General features: G+C 69.4%; 19 protein-coding genes and 1 tRNA gene. 5 read left to right on the top strand and 15 right to left on the bottom strand.

Annotated features, from left to right (window positions below; genetic code table 11):
• Nucleotides 1–11: 11 nt before the first annotated feature.
• From OH802_RS20025 to OH802_RS20050, 6 genes are all read right to left on the bottom strand, one after another.
• Nucleotides 12–482, bottom strand: a complete 471-nt coding sequence (locus OH802_RS20025) for a DUF6325 family protein (protein ID WP_406021383.1) — start codon at nt 480–482, stop codon at nt 12–14.
• Between the two features lie 193 nt (nt 483–675).
• Nucleotides 676–1,203 (bottom strand): RDD family protein, encoded by a 528-nt coding sequence (locus tag OH802_RS20030; protein ID WP_406021385.1) that lies wholly within the window; start codon nt 1,201–1,203, stop codon nt 676–678.
• Complete coding sequence (locus OH802_RS20035; protein WP_406021387.1) at nt 1,200–1,679, bottom strand: hypothetical protein; 480 nt, start codon at nt 1,677–1,679, stop codon at nt 1,200–1,202. The genes OH802_RS20030 and OH802_RS20035 overlap by 4 nt, the downstream gene beginning before the upstream one ends.
• A 408-nt stretch (nt 1,680–2,087) precedes the next feature.
• Nucleotides 2,088–2,897 carry a class II glutamine amidotransferase gene (locus OH802_RS20040; protein WP_406021389.1) on the bottom strand — a complete coding sequence of 270 codons (810 nt, stop codon included), beginning with the start codon at nt 2,895–2,897 and terminating at the stop codon, nt 2,088–2,090.
• 250 nt (nt 2,898–3,147) lie between these two features.
• Nucleotides 3,148–3,221, bottom strand: a tRNA-Pro gene (locus OH802_RS20045).
• A 61-nt stretch (nt 3,222–3,282) separates the two neighbouring features.
• Nucleotides 3,283–4,020, bottom strand: coding sequence for a FadR/GntR family transcriptional regulator (locus OH802_RS20050; protein WP_406021391.1), 738 nt, complete (start codon nt 4,018–4,020; stop codon nt 3,283–3,285).
• Between the two features lie 123 nt (nt 4,021–4,143).
• Here OH802_RS20050 and OH802_RS20055 point away from each other — a divergent pair, with 123 nt between their 5' ends.
• From OH802_RS20055 to OH802_RS20065, 3 genes are all read left to right on the top strand, one after another.
• Nucleotides 4,144–4,647, top strand: coding sequence for a gluconokinase (locus OH802_RS20055; RefSeq protein ID WP_406029354.1), 504 nt, complete (start codon nt 4,144–4,146; stop codon nt 4,645–4,647).
• Nucleotides 4,648–4,723: 76 nt separating this feature from the next.
• Nucleotides 4,724–6,109, top strand: coding sequence for a GntP family permease (locus OH802_RS20060; RefSeq protein ID WP_406021393.1), 1,386 nt, complete (start codon nt 4,724–4,726; stop codon nt 6,107–6,109).
• Between the two features lie 81 nt (nt 6,110–6,190).
• Entirely contained in the window at nt 6,191–6,769 is a 579-nt protein-coding gene (locus tag OH802_RS20065; RefSeq protein WP_350658041.1) for a hypothetical protein, read from the top strand.
• 57 nt (nt 6,770–6,826) lie between these two features.
• On the opposite strand, the gene OH802_RS20070 is transcribed toward OH802_RS20065, so the two are convergent.
• Nucleotides 6,827–7,321 carry a VOC family protein gene (locus OH802_RS20070; protein ID WP_406021395.1) on the bottom strand — a complete coding sequence of 165 codons (495 nt, stop codon included), beginning with the start codon at nt 7,319–7,321 and terminating at the stop codon, nt 6,827–6,829.
• 114 nt (nt 7,322–7,435) lie between these two features.
• On the opposite strand from OH802_RS20070, the gene OH802_RS20075 reads away from it, so the two are divergent.
• Complete coding sequence (locus OH802_RS20075; protein WP_406021397.1) at nt 7,436–7,927, top strand: MarR family winged helix-turn-helix transcriptional regulator; 492 nt, start codon at nt 7,436–7,438, stop codon at nt 7,925–7,927.
• 73 nt (nt 7,928–8,000) lie between these two features.
• Here the strand turns inward: OH802_RS20075 and OH802_RS20080 are convergent, their stop codons facing one another.
• Both OH802_RS20080 and OH802_RS20085 read right to left on the bottom strand, forming a co-directional pair.
• Nucleotides 8,001–10,904, bottom strand: coding sequence for a S8 family serine peptidase (locus OH802_RS20080; RefSeq protein WP_406029356.1), 2,904 nt, complete (start codon nt 10,902–10,904; stop codon nt 8,001–8,003).
• Nucleotides 10,905–10,955: 51 nt separating this feature from the next.
• On the bottom strand, nt 10,956–11,801 hold the full coding sequence (locus tag OH802_RS20085; RefSeq protein ID WP_406021399.1) for a hypothetical protein: 846 nt from the start codon (nt 11,799–11,801) through the stop codon (nt 10,956–10,958).
• A 116-nt stretch (nt 11,802–11,917) separates the two neighbouring features.
• Between OH802_RS20085 and OH802_RS20090 the strand changes: the two genes are divergently transcribed.
• Nucleotides 11,918–12,949, top strand: coding sequence for a helix-turn-helix domain-containing protein (locus tag OH802_RS20090; RefSeq protein ID WP_406021401.1), 1,032 nt, complete (start codon nt 11,918–11,920; stop codon nt 12,947–12,949).
• Here the strand turns inward: OH802_RS20090 and der are convergent.
• The 6 genes from der to OH802_RS20120 form a co-directional block, all read right to left on the bottom strand.
• The gene (der, locus tag OH802_RS20095; protein ID WP_406021403.1) at nt 12,946–14,331 is read right to left on the bottom strand and encodes a ribosome biogenesis GTPase Der; all 1,386 of its coding nucleotides are present in this window, start codon (nt 14,329–14,331) and stop codon (nt 12,946–12,948) included. The two genes, OH802_RS20090 and der, sit on opposite strands and share 4 nt — an antisense overlap.
• A complete protein-coding gene (locus tag OH802_RS20100; protein ID WP_406029358.1) occupies nt 14,324–15,007 on the bottom strand; it encodes a lysophospholipid acyltransferase family protein in 684 nt (227 codons plus the stop codon). Before OH802_RS20100 ends, der begins: the two co-directional genes overlap by 8 nt.
• Before the next feature lie 53 nt (nt 15,008–15,060).
• Nucleotides 15,061–15,756, bottom strand: a complete 696-nt coding sequence (gene cmk / locus OH802_RS20105) for a (d)CMP kinase (protein WP_406021405.1) — start codon at nt 15,754–15,756, stop codon at nt 15,061–15,063.
• A gap of 10 nt (nt 15,757–15,766) precedes the next feature.
• Nucleotides 15,767–16,867 (bottom strand): prephenate dehydrogenase, encoded by a 1,101-nt coding sequence (locus tag OH802_RS20110; protein WP_406021407.1) that lies wholly within the window; start codon nt 16,865–16,867, stop codon nt 15,767–15,769.
• Nucleotides 16,868–16,969: 102 nt separating this feature from the next.
• On the bottom strand, nt 16,970–17,368 hold the full coding sequence (locus OH802_RS20115; RefSeq protein WP_406021409.1) for a VOC family protein: 399 nt from the start codon (nt 17,366–17,368) through the stop codon (nt 16,970–16,972).
• Nucleotides 17,365–18,168, bottom strand: a complete 804-nt coding sequence (locus OH802_RS20120; RefSeq protein ID WP_406021411.1) for a helix-turn-helix domain-containing protein — start codon at nt 18,166–18,168, stop codon at nt 17,365–17,367. The genes OH802_RS20115 and OH802_RS20120 overlap by 4 nt, the downstream gene beginning before the upstream one ends.
• Nucleotides 18,169–18,227: the final 59 nt, after the last annotated feature.

The following is an 18,227-nucleotide window of genomic DNA, read 5'->3' on the forward strand; positions in this document are numbered from 1 at the left end:
GCAATGGCATGTCAGTCCTCCTCCTCGAGATCTGCTTCGATAGCGGCCAAAATCGCCTGAACGGGGATACGGCCACTCGCGACGAGCTGTCCCCCGGCGTGACGCACCGCGGATCCGAACGGTGCGGCCCAGGTGTTCTCCCAGACCAACAGCGCGGCGGTGCTGCCCGGCTCGACGGCCGCCGAGACGGACTCCACGTCCTCCTGGCTCAGCAGGTTGGCCATCTCGGTCTCGTAGTCCCGGATGCCCCCGATCTCGCCCTCGTCGAGGTCGCTGATCTCGAACGCATCGAACGATCCGTCCTCGTCCTTACGGATCATCAGCAGGTCGAGGATCCGGATGATTCCTCGGTCGACGAGGTCCATCAGTGTCGGCGCGATCTCGCCGTTGAACCGGCTGCCGGGGAACTCCACCACGATCCAGTCGACAGGGCCGAGCTCGTCAAGGGTTTCACTCTCGTGCACGGTCATCTGGTCGGTCATGCCACCACCTCCTGCTCTGCTGGTTGCAGGCACCCCTGAGGCGCCACGTCCTTGCCATCATCGGCGGCGGAGCCCTGTCCACGCGTCATCCGATGTGGATGACTCGGGCGGCGTTCCGACGCGGGTTACCCAGGATTGGCACCACACGTCAGGGCGACGGAGTCGCGATTCCCTGGCCACCCTGCGGGTTTCGTCAGCGCTGCGGGGAGTCCGACTGGGCGCGGTTGAGGAAGTCCGAGAGTGGTCCCGGCATCTCAGCGCTCCGGTCCCCCCAGTCATAGACAACACAGGTCTTGGCGATCAAGTCGTGGACAGAACGATGTTCACGCTGCACCACGATCAGGAGCAGGCCGATCCCGAAGAAGATCACGCTGAGGGGAAACACCAGCGTCCTGACGAACATGGTGCGCACCCCTGGTGCAGTGCCGTCGGCGCGTACGACGCGCAGTCCGGTCAGTCCCTTGCCAATCGTCCGGCCGGTGATGGCGAGGCTGATGAAGACGTAGGAGAAGGCCCAGATCGCGAAAGCAGCGATCCCCAGCAGGGTCGAGCGGTCGCCGGTGAGCGACGTGGACGTGAACATGTCGAGCAGGTAGCCGAAACCGGCGACGCCCAGCGTGTAGAGGCCGGCGATGAGAAGGCCGTCGATGGCAGCGGCAACTGCCCTGCTGATCGCTCCCGCGTAGTGTCCGGACACCGAGCGGCGCACCCGGCGGGTCATCGTGCTGCCGTTCCTGGGTCGGACGCCCCTCGCTGGGCCGCAACCAGGTTGGGCGGCCCTTCCCGTCGCTCGTCCTCGCTCCGACGCATCAGCCGATCCACGACCCGGTCGACGACGACGTCGAGCCCCACCAACTGTCGCCGGGCGAGGTCGAGGGCGGAACCAGCCATCGAGTAGGTGCTCTCCGCGACGATGTCGGGGATGCCGGAGCGGCGTACGAGCGCCTCGAGGTCGACGTTCCTCAGCAGGGCGTCCAGGTCTACGTCGGCGAGGAGCGTGTTGAGGTCGACCCGTGCGAGCAACGCATCGATATCGACCCGCGCCAGGACCGCATCGAGGTCCACCCGGCTGAGCAGCGCGTTGAGGTCGACGTGTTCCAGGACGATATCGGGGTCGACGGTGACGACGACCCTTTCCGTCACCGCGCCGGCGACCCGACCGAGGAGCCTCTTGCCGTTCTGCCGACCCTCGGTCATGACTTCGCCGGCTCGGACACGCGGAGCGTCACGGCAATCAGCCGGTCAACGACTCGAGGGCGACGACCGCACCGGAGACGTCCTCGATCCCGAAGTCGTCGCTGATCGATGCCAGCTTCTGCCTCATCCGGAGCCGACGCACGTCTGGGTCGTCGCCTCGTCGTGCGCGCAAGATTCGCATCGCAGGTTCCGCCTCCTCCAGTCGTGGATCGCTGGAAGCCTAGAGCCGTCTGAGCTTTCTCTCATCACCCACGTCGGGTGATTCAGCGGTCTCGAATTGGCCAGTCGTTGACGCGTGCGGCCGCCGCTTCGACGCCTCCCGGAGTCGGTATCTGGTTCAAGGAACAGAAGCGCCTCTGACCGGCGTACACGCAGGTCTTGAGCCCTCAGACCCCTCCGCTAGCTACGTCATTCCAGCGCACGGGCAGGCGAAGGTGAGAACTCCTGCAGTTCCTCGTGGCCACCCTTGACGATGAGGCAGGAGGACTCCGGCACTTCCCGCCACGCCCCCCGCAAGTCCCCCAACGGCTCGGACACTACGAGGCGTGCGTCATCGGAGAGCTGATGCAGTACTGGGTTGTCGGGGTATTGGAGACGGAGTGTGGCGACGTCGGTGTTGTGGAACAGCGATCGGGACCTGCCCTCGCTGGAGTATCGGAATGCCCACGTGGTGTCCCCGTCGGTGGTCGCCACCGACATCTGGATGGGGTATTCGACTCCGTGGCGTCGCCCCGTCTCCTCGATGAGGCCAACTGCCTGAGCCACCGCTTCCGGCGGGTTCTCTTGGAGTCCGAAGGTCAGGGCGAGGAAGAAGAACAGCTCCGAGTCCGTCGATCCCTCGATGTCGGGGAACAGCCCGGGGCCGACGGCCAGGGTCAGGTCGCGCTTCAGCAACGGGAAGTCGGCGATGGCCCCGTTGTGCATCCAAAGCCAGCGGCCGTGACGGAAGGGATGGCAGTTGGTCTGCTGGACCGCCGTGCCGGTCGTCGCTCGGATGTGCGCGAAGACCCGACCGGCGGAAGCGTGGGCCGAGAGCTCTCGGAGGTTGCGGTCGTTCCAGGCGGGCTCGATGCTGTGGTAGGTCCCTGGGGTGTCCTGGGCGCCGTACCAGCCGACACCGAAGCCGTCACCGTTGACCGCCTCCACGCCCAGCCGTGCGTGCTTGCTCTGCACCACGAGCGAGTTCTCCGGCTTGAACAGAAGGTCCTCCAGGAGCACCGGCGAACCTGAGTATGCGAGCCAACGACACATGTCAATCTCCCTTCTCCGCCCCCGACACACATCGGAGCGCGACTGCTCCAGTACAACCGCGAAGACGGGCCCAGCGGATCACCCGTTGCGGATGGAGACGCATTTCGACCTCGTGAGCCCAGAATGGGCCCATGGCCCCACCAACGGGCAACGTGGTGAACTCGCGGACAGACGCAAAAACGCCCCTGACCTGCATGAGCAGGTCAGGGGCGATCTGTCGGGCTGACAGGATTTGAACCTGCGGCCCCTTGACCCCCAGTCAAGTGCGCTACCAAGCTGCGCCACAGCCCGAAACTGCGAGTGGATTTCTCCGCTCGAAGCGATCCGAACATTACCGCACGGCGTCACACGCTCACCAATCGGTATCCCCGTCCGGCGGGTCGTCAGCGGAGGCGAGGGCCTCGGCGGCTTCGTCGATGATGGCGCGCATGGCTTCCTCAGCGGCTGCCGGGTCGCCGTTGCGCACGGCGATCGCTACTTTCTCGTGCAGCTCGATGGCAGTTGGGTTCGGCTTGTCGGGCATCAGGTGGTGGTGCGTACGTCCGGCGAGGAGCTCGGCGACGAGGTCACCGAACGCGGCGAGCATGTCGTTGCCGCAGGCGTTGAGCAGGACTCGGTGGAAGGTCGTGTCGGCCTCGAGATACGCCTCCAGGTCGCCGGCGGCGGCGTGGACGACCATGTCGGCGACGGATCTGGCGAGGTCGCCGTGGTGCTGAGGCTCGGCCCGCTCGGCGGCGAGCCGGGCCGCGATCGGCTCGAACCCGAGCCGCAGCTCAGAGAGTGACAGCAGCTGCTCGCGCCGGCCCTCGCCGTCGAGCCGCCAGCGGATGACCAGCGGGTCGAAGACGTTCCACTCCTGCCGCGGGAGAACGGTGATCCCGACACGTCGCCGGGTCGTGACCATGCCCATCGCCTGGAGAACGCGCACCGACTCGCGTGCGACCGGGCGCGAGACGTCGTACGTCGCCTGGATCCCCTCCAGCGTGAGAACGGCCCCTGGTGGCAGCTCGGCGGAGACGATCCTGCGTCCGAGCGCGTCTCGGACGCTCTGGTGCAGTCGATGTACGGCATCACCGCTGGAAGTCGTCACTGCGGCATCGTCGCACAGTCCGAACGCGACGTAATCAGAATCCTTTATGACATCCCGCCTTGCCAAACGGATGCCTTTTGATGCACCCTGTGACGCGTGACACAGAACCCCCTCCTCGTCGTCATGGGAGTCTCCGGCTCCGGCAAGTCGACCGTCGGCGCTGCGATCGCCCAGCGCCTCCGGGTCCCCTTCGCCGACGCCGACGACTTCCACCCGCCGGAGAACATCGCCAAGATGGCCTCGGGCCGTGCGCTGAACGATCACGACCGGCAACCCTGGCTGGAGACGCTCGGCGGCTGGCTCGCCGAGCACGAGCAGACCGGGGCGGTGCTGAGCTGCTCGGCGCTCAAGCGCAGCTACCGCGATCTGCTCCACAGCCGCGCCCGCGGCCTGCGGCTCCTCCACCTCAGCGGCACCCCGGAGGTGGTCGAGGCACGCCTCGCCGCCCGCGCGGGGCACTTCATGCCGCCGTCGCTGCTCCGCTCGCAGTTCGCGACCCTCGAGCCACTCGCTCCCGACGAGCAGGGCACGACCATCGACATCGACCAGGACATCGACGCGATCGTCGACCGCTACCTCACCACCGAGAACCTGACCCCCACCATGATCTCCAAGGAGTCGGCATGAACGAGCGCAAGCGAGTGAACATCAACATCAGGCCGCCGCGTCCGTATTCTTCGCTCTTCACGACGGAGGCGGCGGCATGATCCTCCTCGCTGCGCCAGAGCCGGTCGCACCGGTCGCCTCCGGCGGCGTACTCCTCGCCGCCGCGCTGGCCTCGATCGCCCTGATCGTCATCCTCATCACCTACGTGAAGCTGCACCCGTTCCTCGCGCTCCTGCTCGGCGGCGTCGCGGTCGGTGTGCTGGCGGGACGCAACGTGATGGACGTGATCACCTCCTTCGGCGAAGGCTTCGGCGCGACAGCGACCAGCGTCGGCCTGCTGATCGCGCTGGGCGCGATGTTCGCCAAGCTCCTCTCCGACTCCGGCGGTGCCGACCAGATCGTCGACACGATCGTGGGCAGGTCCTCGGTTCGTACGCTGCCGTGGGCGATGGCGCTCGTGGGCGCGATCATCGGCCTGCCGATGTTCTTCGAGATCGGCCTGGTGCTGCTGATGCCGGTCATCTACCTGGTCGCCCGTCGCGCGCAGGTCTCGCTGATCACCGTCGGCATCCCCACCCTCGCGGGCCTCTCGGCGATGCACGGCCTGGTGCCGCCGCACCCGGGTCCGCTCGCCGCGATCGGCGCGCTGCAGGCCGACCTCGGCACGACGCTCGCGCTCGGCGTACTGGTCGCCATCCCGGTCATCGTCGTCAGCGGGCCGTTGTTCGGCAAGCTCGCGGGCCGCTGGGTCGTCGTCGACGCGCCGCACACCTTCGACGCCACTCCGGTGACCAACCCAGAAGGCGACACCCGTCGCCCTTCCTTCGGCGTCACCCTGTTCAGTGTCCTGCTGCCGCTCGTGCTGATGCTCGCCAAGGCGATCGTCGACATCGTCATCAACGACCCCGAGAACAATGTCCAGCAGGTCTTCGACGTGATCGGCTACCCGCTCGTCGCGCTGACCATCGCGGTCATCGTCGCCATGTTCACGCTCGGCCGCGGGTCCGGGATGGATCGCCGCCAGATCGCCAAGACGGTCGAGATGTCGCTGCCGCCGATCGCGGGCATCTTGCTCATCGTCGCCGCGGGTGGCGGGTTCAAGCAGTCGCTGATCGACACCGGCATCGGCACCCAGCTCGCCGATTGGGCCCAGGGTTCCGGCGTGTCCGCGATCGTGCTGGCCTGGGTGCTCGCGGTCCTCATCCGCCTCGCCACCGGCTCCGCGACCGTCGCCACCATCACCGCCTCGTCGCTGGTGGTCGACCTCGTCGCCAACATGCCCGCCGCCGAGGTCTCCCTCGTCGTGCTCGCGGTCGGCGCCGGCTCGGTGTTCTTCTCCCACGTCAACGACGCCGGGTTCTGGCTGGTCAAGGAGTACTTCGGCCTCGACGTCGGCCAGACGATCAAGTCCTGGTCGCTGATGGAGACGGTGCTCTCGGTGTCCGGTCTGGTGTTCGTACTGGCGCTCAGCATGGTGATCTGACACCCGCCCTCACGAAACTGTCGGTGCTGTCCGACAGAATCACTCCTGACACATGGATCACACCCACCACAGGAGCTCACCGTGTCGGACTTCCCCCTTGCTGACAACACAGCCCCGGGCAACACAGCACCAACCAGCAAGCTCGACCCGATCTCCCGCAAGGGCACCCCGGCCCATCGCACCAAGTCCAAGCGGGAGGGCGCCGGGCGGCGCCAGGGCATGCCGGTGCAGGCGATCAGCCTCTCCGTGCCGGCATCCCTGGCGGCGCAGTGGAAGACCTACAGCCAGGAGGTCCCGCGCTCGCTGGTCGACGTCATGCTCGACGCCGTCGCGGCGACCCGCCCCCGGCTGCCGGTCCTGCTGCGCGCCCACCAGGCAGCGCTGCGCGAGAAGACCAGGCCCGTATCCGACGGCACCTTCATGCGCACCGTCCCACAGCCGAAACGGCTCGAGGACCCGTACGTCACGATGCCCCTGCGTCTGCTGGCGACGAATGTCGACGTGCTGGACGCCATGGTCCACGAGATGGCCGCGGAGTCCCGCTCGCAGCTGGTCGTCGTGGCGCTGACGGCGTGGCTGGCCGACCGGAGGGCCGAGGAGCAGGTCTACGCCGAGCAGCTCGAGCTCGAGGTGCCCGAGGACCCGTTCGACCGTCCCTGAGCGCGGCCGGGACGGGCCACTCCGCCGTACCTTGGCCCGTCCCGGCTGCGCAGGGTCTCAGAGCACCTTGGTGCCGTACATCTCCCCCAGCGGGTCGGCGAGGAGCTCGAGCCGCTCGCCGTCGGGCCCCATGAAGTAGAGCGACGACTTGGACTCGACCATGTAGTCGACGCCGGCGACGTCGAGCTTGGCGCGCAGATAGTCCCACTTCTCAGGCGTCACGGAGATCGCGATGTGGTGCAGCCCGCCGAGCACCTCGGCGTACGGGCCCAGGTCGAGCCCGGGAAGCGTGAAGAAGGCCAGCAGGTTGCCCGCCCCGACGTCGAAGAAGAAGTGGTCGGAGCCGGCATAGTCGCGGTTCTCGAAGATCTCGGTCAGCGGGAACTCCAGGAGGCCCTGGTAGAAGTCGATCGACCTGCGTACGTCCGAGGAGAGCAGCGCGGCGTGGTGGATGCCGCGGGCCGTGCTGGCCGGGCGGGTGCCCTCCTCGCGGAGGTACTCCTTCCTGATCCGCTCACGGTCCTTCGTGATGAAGTCCATGTCGATACTCATCGTGCTCTCCTCATGCCATGACGTCTCAGATCCAGTCTAGTTTCTGCGTCAACAGTTGCCGGAGGCGGGCGGCGGTGCTGAAAGCGCGAGCTACGACTCGGTAAGGTATGCCTCATGGATGAGGTCAAGTGGCTCAGTAACGACGAACAGGTCGCGTGGCGTGCCTGGCTCGCCGTCAACGCACAGCTCACCTCGCGGATGAACCGCGACCTCCAAGCCAAGAACGGCCTCTCCCTCGCCGACTACGACGTCCTCGTCAACCTGACCGACGTCCCCGACCGCTCGCTGCGGATGTACGAGCTCGGCGACAAGCTGCAGTGGGAGAAGAGCCGGCTCTCGCGCCAGGTGATGCGGATGGCCGCGCGCGGCCTCGTCGAGCGCCGCGAGTGCCTCGATGACCGGCGTGGTGCCTTCGTCGATCTCACGCCGGCCGGGCTGGAGGCCATCGAGGCCGCTGCTCCCGAGCACGTGAAGCTGATCCGCCACGTCATGTTCGATGCATTCACCGCCGAGGAGGTCGCCGCCCTGACCAAGCTCTACCAGGGCGTGCTGGAGCGTCTCGAGGTCAAGCCCCCGTCGGTCGCCGCGGACGGCTCCGCCGCCTGAGCCCGGTCCGAAGACGTACGTCAGGCCCGCAGGTCACCACCGGTGACCTGCGGGCCTGAACTCTTGTGGGCTGCTAGCGCTTGACCCCGAAGGCCGAGACGACCTTCTGGGTCACCGTGTTGCCGGCGTCGTCCCGGGCGGTGGCCCGGAGCGAGACCAGGTCCGCGCCGCGGGCTGGGATCCGCAGGCGCGTCTCCCAACGGTCACCGTCCTTGCGCAGCTTCACCGCGGTCCAGGTCGAGCCACCGTCGTAGCTGACCTCCAGCGTCGCCGCCTTCACCGAACCGGCGCGCTCGGCGCCCGGCACCGTGTAGGGCACCACCGCGAACGGGACCTCGGAACCGGCGCGCACCGTGCCGTCCAGCGCCGTGTCGACGTCGTAGTCGAGCTGGAGCAGCGGCAGCGGCGTACCGGCCTCACCGTCCGGGACCGGGTCCGCCTGATCAGCGACGAACTCCCAGGACGTACGGGTGCTGGTCGAGTAGCGGTGCGTCTCGGCAGCCGCGTCGGTGTCGATCTCGAACCGGTACGTCTGTGGCCCCTCGGCAACCGGAACGCTGGTCTGGACCGCCTGACCGATGTTCTTCCGGATGAGGGTGTCGCCCCTGTAGAGCCGCGACTCGACGGGGGTCTCGCCCCACGGGAACCCGCCGGTGATCCCGGCCGGGCCGCTGGCGTTGGCCACGTTGACCGCGAACCAGTCACCGCTGTGCCGCGGACCCCAGTAGCCGTCGCCCGTGCGGGGCGCGGTCACCGGAGCGAACCAGTTGCGCACGGTGGTGGTGCGCGGCTCGTAGGCCTCCCGCACGCCGCGCTGCTCCCAGGTGCTCTCGTGCTCCACGGCCTCGTACCAGGTCACGTCGTCGTAGGTGGAGACGTAGTCGGTCCGCTCGGTCGCCGTGGGCTGCAGCGCAAACAAGGAGAGACACGGCGGCCACTGGTAGCCGCGGCAGTCGGCGCGGTTGTCGACAGCCAGACGCTGCTCGGTGTCGTTGTAGCGGCTCTTGACCGTGGCGAGCTGCCGCGAGGTCGGGGCCAGCGCCAGGTCCGCCGGGATCTCACCGGGCCAGCTCTTCGCCACGTCGTAGAGGTAGGTGGGGAACTCCACGGCATCACCGGTCAGGGTCACTCGCCCCTTCTCCGCCGCGGCGAGCAGCTTCGCGCCCTGTGCCTGCGACACCGAGACGACCGGCAGGTCAGCCTGGGTGGCGTAGTCGACCAGGGATCCGGGGCGGTCGTTGACGACCACGAGCAGGGCGGCACCGGCTGCCTGGGCGGCAGCCTCCCGCTCCGCGGCGGTGACGGCGTCGTCCCGGGTCACGAGAACAGCCCGATCCTTGGCGTCGACGCCTTCATAGTCAGCACTCGCCCCCTTGCCGGCCGCGACAGCCCGCAGCGAGACGCGACCGTCGAGCTTGGCCGAGCCGACCTGGTAGACCGGGTCGAACGCAAGCGGCCGGGAGCTCTTCGCGGTCACGTCGAGTGCCGGCTCGGTGGCCCTCCAACGTACGGCGAAGTCGAACTGCTCGCTGTCGACCTCACCCGTGGGTACGGCATAGAACGAGTCGACATCGGCCGGTACGGCGCGCGAGGCACTGAGGCTCGAGAGCGGGTCGTCGATACCCGAGTCGTTGAAGAACTGGAAGCGGCGGTAGTCGACGTCGCTCTCCTTGGGCGTCTCGAGAGTCAGCTCGGTCGCCTCGCTCGCGTCGAAGACGCGCGACTGGTCCGCGTCGGTGATGACGATCTGCGGGTCACCGACCAGCGCGACGCCGGTCGAGCCGTCCCCTTGCGAGCCCTCGACCTCGAGGAACGCAGTGGCCGAGTAGACGCCGGGCTGCAGGCGCTGCGCCGCGACCTTGCCGGTGGCCGGGTCGATGGGCAGATTGCTGACGTACTCGTCGCCGTAGTGGTAGAAGGTCACGTAGCCGCTGGCTGGTTCGCCGGACCGGTCGAGCAGAGTGATGTCGAGGCCGTAGCGCTCCTCCTCCTTGACCAGCGCGGTCGCGGTGCGCACGGTGATCTCGCCGGAGGCGTCCGTCGCGACGACGGCGCCGCTGTACTTGCCGGTGAGCGGAGCGGCGTCGGCGTCCGCCGTGATGGTGACCTCGGCGCTGCCGCCGGCCGGGACGACCACCTGGTCGGCCGAGAGCGAGACGAGGTCGCTCGCCTTGCCGTCGGGCCCGACGACGTCGGTGCTCAGCGCGAGGGTCACGTCGGCGTCGGTGGAGTTGGTGTACGTGACGGTCTCGCTGACGGGCTCGTCGCCCTCGTGCGGCCAGCCGTAGAAGCCGAGGAACCCGTCGCCGGAGCCGTCCACGCCGTCGAGAGCGGCGGGCACGTCGAGGCGGCCGGTGCCGACCTCGTACGCCGGTGCGTCGATGTCCGCGGCTGAGGAGACCAAGACGTTCTTGAGCTGCTCACCGGTGAGGTCGGGGTGGGCGCCCTTGATGATCGCGGCGGCTCCCGCGACGTGCGGGGTGGCCATCGAGGTGCCGTCCATCGAGCGGTACCAACCATCGCCGGACGACTGCTGGGAGCGGGCCGCGACGATCCCGACCCCGGGCGCGGTCAGGTCGGGCTTGATGGCGTGGTCACCGACCCGAGGGCCGTAGCTGGAGAAGTCGGCGCGTACGTCACCGTCGTCCACCGCACCGACCGTGAGGGCGGCGTCCGCGGTGCCGGGGCTGCCGAGCGATCCCTCGGCGTAGCTGTTGCCGGCCGCGACTACGAACAGCGCACCCGTCTCCTCGCTCAGCGCGTTGAGTGCCTGCGCCATCGGGTCGGTGCCGTCGTTGAGGCTGGAGTCGCCGAGGCTCATGGAGACGATGTCGGCGTTCGCCGCACCCCACTCCATGCCGGCGATGATCCAGGAGTCCTGGCCGTAGCCGGCGTTGTCGAGGACCTTGCCGACCAGCAGATCGGCGCCCGGGGCGACGCCCTTGTAGAGACCCTCGCTGGCCGAGCCGGTGCCCAGGACGGTCGAGGCGACGTGCGTGCCGTGACCGTGCGCGTCGCTGGTGGCCTCCTACCCCGGAACGAACGACTGCGCCTCGTCGACCTGGTCGGCCACGTCGGGGTGGGTGGCATCGATGCCGGTGTCGAGGACCGCGACGGTCGCACCCTTGCCCTCGAAGCCCGCGGCCCACGCCTCGGGCGCACCGATCTGCGCGGTGCTGCGGTCCAGGGTCGTCTCGGCCTTGCCGTCGAGCCAGATCTTCTCGACGCCGCCGCCGAGCTTCCCGGCCGGACCCGCGGCGCGCGCGGACGCCCCGCCGTCGGTCGCCGCCACCGCGGACCAGAACGCGGACGACTTCTTCTTGCTCACCGCGACGGCGTCGGCGTCGATGCTGGGCAGGTCGAGCGTACGCTCGGCGCCCGGCAGCTTCGCCGCCTTGGCACGGGTCGAGGTCTGCTCCAGGATCAGCGGAGTGGCGTCGACGGTCTCGTCGTCGTAGCTCATCTCGAGGAGCCCGGTGACGTCGAACAGCCGGCGGTCGACGGTGCCCGCGGCCAGGTAGGGCTTGGCAGCGGTGGGGATCGTATAGAGGTGATCGCCCACCTGCTGGGTCTCGATGGCACCGCCGGCGGAGTCGAACCCGAGGGTCAGGACGCCGTCGTCGGTCGCGGTCACGTCGATGACGTCGCCGGTCACGAGGGTGATCGTGGTCCGTCCGTCGTCGAGGGCGGGCGTACGTGGCGCCGTGCCGGCCGTGGTGGCGCCGGCGTCGGTCTTGGGGGCCTCAGGCGTGGGGTCGGCGCCTGGGGTCGCGTGCGCACTGGTGGCCATGGTCGCGACCAGGGCAGTCGCGGCAGCTGCAGCCGCGACGGCCTTGGTGGCGGCCGAGCGGCCGGATCTGGTTGGGGGTCTCATGGAGATGGACCTTGTCAATCGGACGCGACAGGCGACAAGAGCCATGTCGTGGCGGTTTTACGGCATGGCGAGCCTCCGTCAGCGGTGGAACGCACTCGTTCTGTCGTAGAAGTGACATGCTCGGCGACGTGCTCGGTCTGACCCCTGATGAGACCCTCGCCTACGGCGAGCTCATCTCCATGCCCTCCGCCACCGCCGCCGAGTTCGCGGCCGCCCTCAGCGCCTTCGGCACCTCCCCGGGAGAGGCTCATCTACTGCTGCGCCGGCTCGAGGAGCACGGCCTGGCCGCTCGGATCACCGGGGACGAGCGGCGCTTCGCCGCCGCCCCGCCCGCGATCGCGCTCGGCGCACTGCTCGCCCGACAGCAGGACGAGGTGCGGCATGCCGAGATCGAGCTCAGCCGCCTCGACGAGGCCTACCGGGTGGCCGCCGCCGGCCGTGGCCCCACGGACGTGGTCGACGTCATCCATGGCGAGGATGCCGTCCGGCACCGGTTCGAGCAGGTCCAGCTCGGCGCGCGCGAGCGCGTCGACGCGTTCGTCCGCCCGCCGGTGATCGTGACCTCCAGCCAGGAGAACTCAGCCGAGAACAAGGCGGTCGCGCGCGGCGTGCTGTACCGCGTCGTCGTGGAACGCAGCATGCTGGAGAGCCACGACGTGACGGTCGATGAGGCGATCGAGGCGACCGACGCGGGCGAGGAGGTCCGGTTCGCCGATCAGGTGCCGCTCAAGCTCATCATCGTGGACCGGCGGCTCGCCCTGATGCCGCTGACCTCCTCCGGCGACGTCGTCGGTGCGCTGCTGGTCCGGGAGAGCACCCTGCTCGACGCGCTGATCGCCCTCTTCGAGAACGTGTGGGACCAGGCGACACCGATGCTGGTGGGCACCTCAGGGCTCACCGGCGACGTCGCCCAGCAGGTGGACGACGAGGACGCGCAGGTCCTCGGACTGCTGCTCGCCGGGCTCACCGACCAGGCAGTCGCCAAACAGCTCGGTACGTCGCTGCGCACCGTGCAGCGCAGGGTGCGGGCGCTGCTCGACCTGGCCGGCGTGGAGACCCGGATGCAGCTCGGCTGGCACGCCGCGAACAACGGCTGGGTGCAGGCAGGGGCGGACGGTCAGCTGACGCCCGCCCCACCTGAGGACTAGCGCTTGCGCTTCTCCCGAACCCGCTGCTGGAGCACGATCGGTGTGCCGACGAAGCCGAACTCCTCGCGGAGGCGACGCTCGATGAAGCGCTCGTAGGAGGCCTCGAGCTTTCCGCTGGTGAACAGGACGAACGTCGGCGGCGCGGTCGAGGGCTGGGTGCCGAAGAGGATCTTCGGCTGCTTGCCGGACCGGACCGGGTGCGGGTGCTCGGCGACGAGGCGGCCGAGGAACGAGTTGAGCGCACCGGTGCCGATCCGCGTCTCCCAGCCCTCGAGGGCCTTGTCGAGAGCGGGGACGAGGCGGTCGACGTGCCAGCCCGTGCGGGCGGTGATGTTGATCCGCGGGGCCCACTGCACCTGGACGAGATCGCGCTCGATCTCGCGGTCGAGCTGCCAGCGGCGGTCCTCGTCGACGAGGTCCCACTTGTTGAACGCGATCACCAGGGCGCGGCCGGCCTCGCGGACGGTCTGCAGGATGCGGATGTCCTGCTCGGAGATCTTCTCGCCACCGTCGAGGACGAGCACGGCCACCTCGGCGCGGTCGATCGCGGTGGTGGTGCGCAGGGAGGCGTAGTACTCGTGGCCCGAGGCCTCCTTGACCCGCTTGCGGATCCCGGCGGTGTCGATGAAGCGCCACTCGCGGCCGCCGAGCTCGATCAGCTCGTCGACCGGGTCGACCGTGGTGCCGGCGACGTTGTCGACGACCGCCCGCTCCTCCTGGGCCAGCTTGTTCAGCAGGCTCGACTTGCCGACGTTGGGCTTGCCGACCAGCGCGATCCGACGCGGGCCACCGATCTCGGTGCCCTCGGGAAGCGGCGGCGGGTCGGGGAGCACCGCGAGGATCGCGTCGAGCATGTCGCCCGAGCCGCGGCCATGCAGCGCGGAGACCGGCCAGGGCTCACCGAGCCCGAGGTTCCACAGCGCGGCGGCCTCGGCCTCGGTGCGCATGTCGTCGACCTTGTTGGCGGCCAGGACGACCGGCTTGCCGGACTTGCGCAGGATGCGTACGACTGCCTCGTCGGAGTCGGTGATGCCGACCGTCGCGTCGACCACGAAGAGGACCGCATCGGCCAGCGAGACCGCGATCTCGGCCTGGGCGGCGATCCGCTCGGCCAGGCCCTGGGCGTCGGGGTCCCAGCCGCCGGTGTCGACCAGCGTGAACGCCTTGCCGTTCCAGTCGGCGTCGTAGGAGACGCGGTCGCGGGTCACTCCGGGGACATCCTGGACGACGGCCTCGCGACGACCGATGATCCGGTTGACCAGGGTCGACTTCCCGACGTTCGGGCGGCCGACGACCGCCAGCACCGGCAGCGGGCCGGTCGGGGTCTCGTCGGTCTCGGTCAAGTTCCGTACGTCCTCGTACGAAACGTCGGGGTCAGTCATTGTTCTCCTCGCTAGGTAGCGGACCGGGCAGTTCGCGACCGGTCAACGCCAAGGCATGGTCCTGTTGGACCTGCATGTGCTTCTGGATCAAACCCGAGACAAGCCCGACTTGTTCCCTCGTACGCGGCCAGCCTACGCGCTCGACGGCGAAAGGCTCGCCATAGACGATGTCGATGCGCGCACCCTTGTGCGGCAATGACGAGATGGCACCGCCCGGCTCGCGGCTGCCGACCATCGTCACGGGCACCACGACAGCACCGGAGGCGAGGGCGAAATAGGCCGCTCCGCGGTTGAACCGCACCAGGTCGCCCGCGCCGCGGGTGCCCTCGGGGTAGATGCCCATCGCGTTGCCCTCACGCAGCACCCGCAACGCCAGCTTCACCGCCGCCGGGTCGCTGCCGAACCGGTACAGCGGGATCTGGCCCGCCCAGCGCAGGAACGGACCGAGGAACCAGTGCTCGAACATCTCCGACTTGGTCAGCGCATGCACCGGACGCGGCGTGAAGATCGCCAGCAGCGGACCGTCGATGATGCCGACGTGGTTCGAGGCGAAGACCACCGGCCCCGTCTCGGGGATGTTGGCCGTCTCGTGCAGCCGGACGTCGAAACGGCGCCGGATCAGCCACCGGGCGTAGACGTTGAGGTGATAGAGCGCCCACCGGCTTGGATGCGGCACCTCATCCAAGAACGGGAGCTCGGTGCGGGGCGTACCCGCGTGCGGGCTCGCGCTCACTCCCCCGCCTTCTGGACGAGATCGACGACGAGGTCGATGACCTCCTCCAGCGTGTAGGGCGTCGTGTCGAGGTGGGTGGCGCCCTCCGGCACCGCCGCACCGCCCTTCGTGGAGTCGATCCTGTCGCGGTTCTCCAGCGACGCGCGGACGGCTTCTGCGTCGGTGCCGCCCTCCTCGGCCGCGCGCCGGGCGGCGCGGGCGGCGGGGTCGGCGGTGACGTACAGCTTCAGGGTGGCCTCGGGCCAGACCGCGGTGCCGATGTCGCGGCCCTCGACCACGATGCCGGAGCCGGCGGCGAGCGCTTCCCGGATCTCCTGCTGCTGAAGCGCGACCAGCCGGGCGCGGACCTCGGGGACGGTGGCGACCGGTGACACCGCCGCGTTGACCCGGTCGCTGCGGATCTCGACCGAGACATCGGCCCCGTCGAGGGCGATCGTCGGGCCGAGCGGGTCGGTGCCGGAGGTGATCACCGGCTTGCCGGCCGCGGCGGCGACCGCGTCCGCGTCGTGCACGTCGATGTCGTTGCTGAGCATCCACCAGGTCATCGCCCGGTACATCGCACCCGTGTCGAGGAAGCGCATGCCCAAGCGGTCGGCGACCCCGCGCGAGGTGCTCGACTTTCCGGAGCCGGAGGTGCCGTCGACGGCGATGACGATGCTTGCGGGGTCAGTGGTGGGATTGCTGCTGCTCACGGGCGGGAGCCTACCGGTGAGCGACCCAACCCCGGGACTCCAGAACCGTCTGCATCCGGTCGGCCGCGTCGTCGGCGACGATCAGCTCCATGACACCGACCGGGCGGCCGGGGTCGTGGTCGATGCGTACGTCCTCGATGTTGACGCCGCTCTCCCCCGCGTCGGCGAAGAGACGGGCCAGGTTGCCGGGCTCGTCGGGCACCGTGACGTAGATGGTCGCCTGCGCGGTCTGCGGCCGGCCGTGCTTGCCAGGGATCGCCCTTGTCCCGGCCTGACCTTCTTTGAGCAGTACGTCCAGGGCGGCCGCGTCACCGGTGCCGACCGCCGCGATCATCTCGTCGAGCTGGGCGCGCACCTCGGTCAGCAGGTCGGTCACCGCGCGGGCGTTGCCGGCCACAATCTGGCCGTAGAGGCCGGGGTCGCCGGCGGCGACGCGGGTCACGTCGCGTACCCCCTGGCCGCTGAGGCCGAGGTGTCCCTCGGGTGCCACCGCGAGGCGGCCGGCCACCAGGGCGGCCATCAGGTGCGGCACGTGCGAGGTGCGGGCGACAGCCTGGTCGTGGTCCTCCGGGCTGAGGGTCAGCGGAACGGCTCCGCACAGCGTGGCGAGCTCGCCGACGAGCTCGGTCGCCTCGGGGTCGGCCTCCGCATGCGGCGTGACCGCCCAGGGCCGTCCCTCGAACAGAGTCGCGGTCGCGGCCAGCGGCCCGGAGCGCTCGCTGCCGGCCATCGGGTGCCCGCCGACGTAGCGTCGTACGTCGTCGGGGCTGTGCTCACGGACGTAGGCCAGCGGCGAGGCCTTCACGCTGCCGACGTCGGTCACGACGGCGTCGGGGCTGTCGGCGAGCGCTCGGGCGATCACCTCGCCGAGGTGCGCCGGCGGGACCGCGACCACGACCAGCTGCGGCGTGTCGCCGGGCTTGCGGCGGCGGCCGGCGCCGAGGCCGGTCGCGGTGCGTACGTGGCTCGCGACCGAGTCGCTCAGCAGCACGTCGAGGCCGGCGGAAGCGCAGGCGAGCGCGACCGAGGTGCCGAGCAGGCCGACACCGACGATCTCGACCGGGCCGGTCAGAGCCGACAGCCCTCCCCCTGCGTGCCCGGTCTGTGTCATGCCTCCAAGGCTAAAGGGTCGGTGCCTCCGGAGCCTCCTCGTCTCAGCGCCTGTGGTGCGCTATCGCGGTCGGCGACCATGGTGTGCGATATCGCCTGGCGATCACGATGGCTGGTAGCTGCCGATGGACCAGGAGTTGCCCTCGGGATCGGTCACGGTGCCGCCGCGGCCGCCGTAGTCCTGGTCGACCATCGGCCGGTCCACGGTGGCGCCGGCGGCGACGGCCTTGTCGAAGACGGCGTCGGGGTCGTCGGTGACCAGGTAGGCGGAGGACGCACCGGTGTTCTTGATGCCGCCGTCCTCGCGTACCTGTCCGAACATCAGCCCGCCTCCCCCGGGCCAGAGCCACTCCGCGTGGTGCACGATGCCGCCCTCGCGGTAGGTGGCGTGCTCGACGAAGCCGATTGCGCTCAGCCACGTCATCATCGTCTCGGCGTCCTGGAACGCCATCGACTGCCAGTACTTGATCTTCGCTACGTCGTTCGTCTGCTCAATGGTCATGCATCCGAGTCAACCCCTGACGCCTCGGCCACGTCTTGAACGAATGGGAACTCCTCGCGCAGCCAGGTCGTCGGTGTGCAGCCGGCGAACTCCTGCCACTCACGGGTGAGGTGCGCCTGGTCGGCGTAGCCGCAGGCGGTCGCCGCCCGGGCCAGCGGCATCCGGCCGACGAGTCCGCGGGAGCGGTCGAAGCGCGCCAGCCGCTGGAACTGCTTCGGCGCCACCCCGGTCTCGGCGCGCACCAGGTCGCTGATCCGCCGGCGGCTGTAGCCGACGTCGTCGGCCACCTCCTGCACCCCGGCTCCCCCGGTCAGCAGCGCCAGCGCGCGGCCCACCTCTGCCCTCGGTCTGGGCTCACCGTGCCGCGCCAGCGCCTCGACCAGACCGCTCACGACCAACCGCGCCCACTGCCGCGGATCAGCCTCGGCCAGCCGCTCCGGAAGATGACGTACGCCACCGGGTGCCGCGACGTCGTCGAGGGCGAGGAGCTCGCCACGCCACGCCGCTGCCGGCATCCCGAACAGCCCCCGCACGCCGGCCGTCGTCAGCCCCAGCTGTACGCCCCGCTGGTAGCCGTGATGATGGATCGCCGCCGGCCGGGTGTGCAGCCCTGAGACCAGCGACCACGCCGTCACCGGCTCGGTCCCGCTCCCCCACGAGGTCACCAGCGGCTCATCGACCGCCAGCACGAAAGTGATCTCGGTCGACGGCATCCCCCGATGCACCCCGGGCGCCCCGAAATCCACGTCGTAGGTGACCAGCGAGGTGACATAGGGCCGCAGTACCTCCGGCACGGTCATATCTCGATGGTGCCACGGTCGGCGCGGGTTGCCCATGCACTATCGCGCTGAGCGAAGAT

The sequence above is a fragment of the Nocardioides sp. NBC_00850 genome (genome assembly GCF_045207335.1).
Taxonomy (GTDB): domain Bacteria; phylum Actinomycetota; class Actinomycetes; order Propionibacteriales; family Nocardioidaceae; genus Nocardioides.

Bases quoted from the DNA above. Each gene is read 5' to 3' on its own strand.
- OH802_RS20025 (WP_406021383.1), bottom strand. From the start codon at position 482: ATGACCGACCAGATGACCGTGCACGAGAGTGAAACCCTTGACGAGCTC.
- OH802_RS20030 (WP_406021385.1), bottom strand. From the start codon at position 1,203: ATGACCCGCCGGGTGCGCCGCTCGGTGTCCGGACACTACGCGGGAGCG.
- OH802_RS20035 (WP_406021387.1), bottom strand. From the start codon at position 1,679: ATGACCGAGGGTCGGCAGAACGGCAAGAGGCTCCTCGGTCGGGTCGCC.
- OH802_RS20055 (WP_406029354.1), top strand. From the start codon at position 4,144: ATGGGAGTCTCCGGCTCCGGCAAGTCGACCGTCGGCGCTGCGATCGCC.
- OH802_RS20060 (WP_406021393.1), top strand. From the start codon at position 4,724: ATGATCCTCCTCGCTGCGCCAGAGCCGGTCGCACCGGTCGCCTCCGGC.
- OH802_RS20070 (WP_406021395.1), bottom strand. From the start codon at position 7,321: ATGAGTATCGACATGGACTTCATCACGAAGGACCGTGAGCGGATCAGG.
- OH802_RS20075 (WP_406021397.1), top strand. From the start codon at position 7,436: ATGGATGAGGTCAAGTGGCTCAGTAACGACGAACAGGTCGCGTGGCGT.
- OH802_RS20085 (WP_406021399.1), bottom strand. From the start codon at position 11,801: ATGAGACCCCCAACCAGATCCGGCCGCTCGGCCGCCACCAAGGCCGTC.
- OH802_RS20090 (WP_406021401.1), top strand. From the start codon at position 11,918: ATGCTCGGCGACGTGCTCGGTCTGACCCCTGATGAGACCCTCGCCTAC.
- der (WP_406021403.1), bottom strand. From the start codon at position 14,331: ATGACTGACCCCGACGTTTCGTACGAGGACGTACGGAACTTGACCGAG.
- OH802_RS20110 (WP_406021407.1), bottom strand. From the start codon at position 16,867: ATGACACAGACCGGGCACGCAGGGGGAGGGCTGTCGGCTCTGACCGGC.
- OH802_RS20115 (WP_406021409.1), bottom strand. From the start codon at position 17,368: ATGACCATTGAGCAGACGAACGACGTAGCGAAGATCAAGTACTGGCAG.
- OH802_RS20120 (WP_406021411.1), bottom strand. From the start codon at position 18,168: ATGACCGTGCCGGAGGTACTGCGGCCCTATGTCACCTCGCTGGTCACC.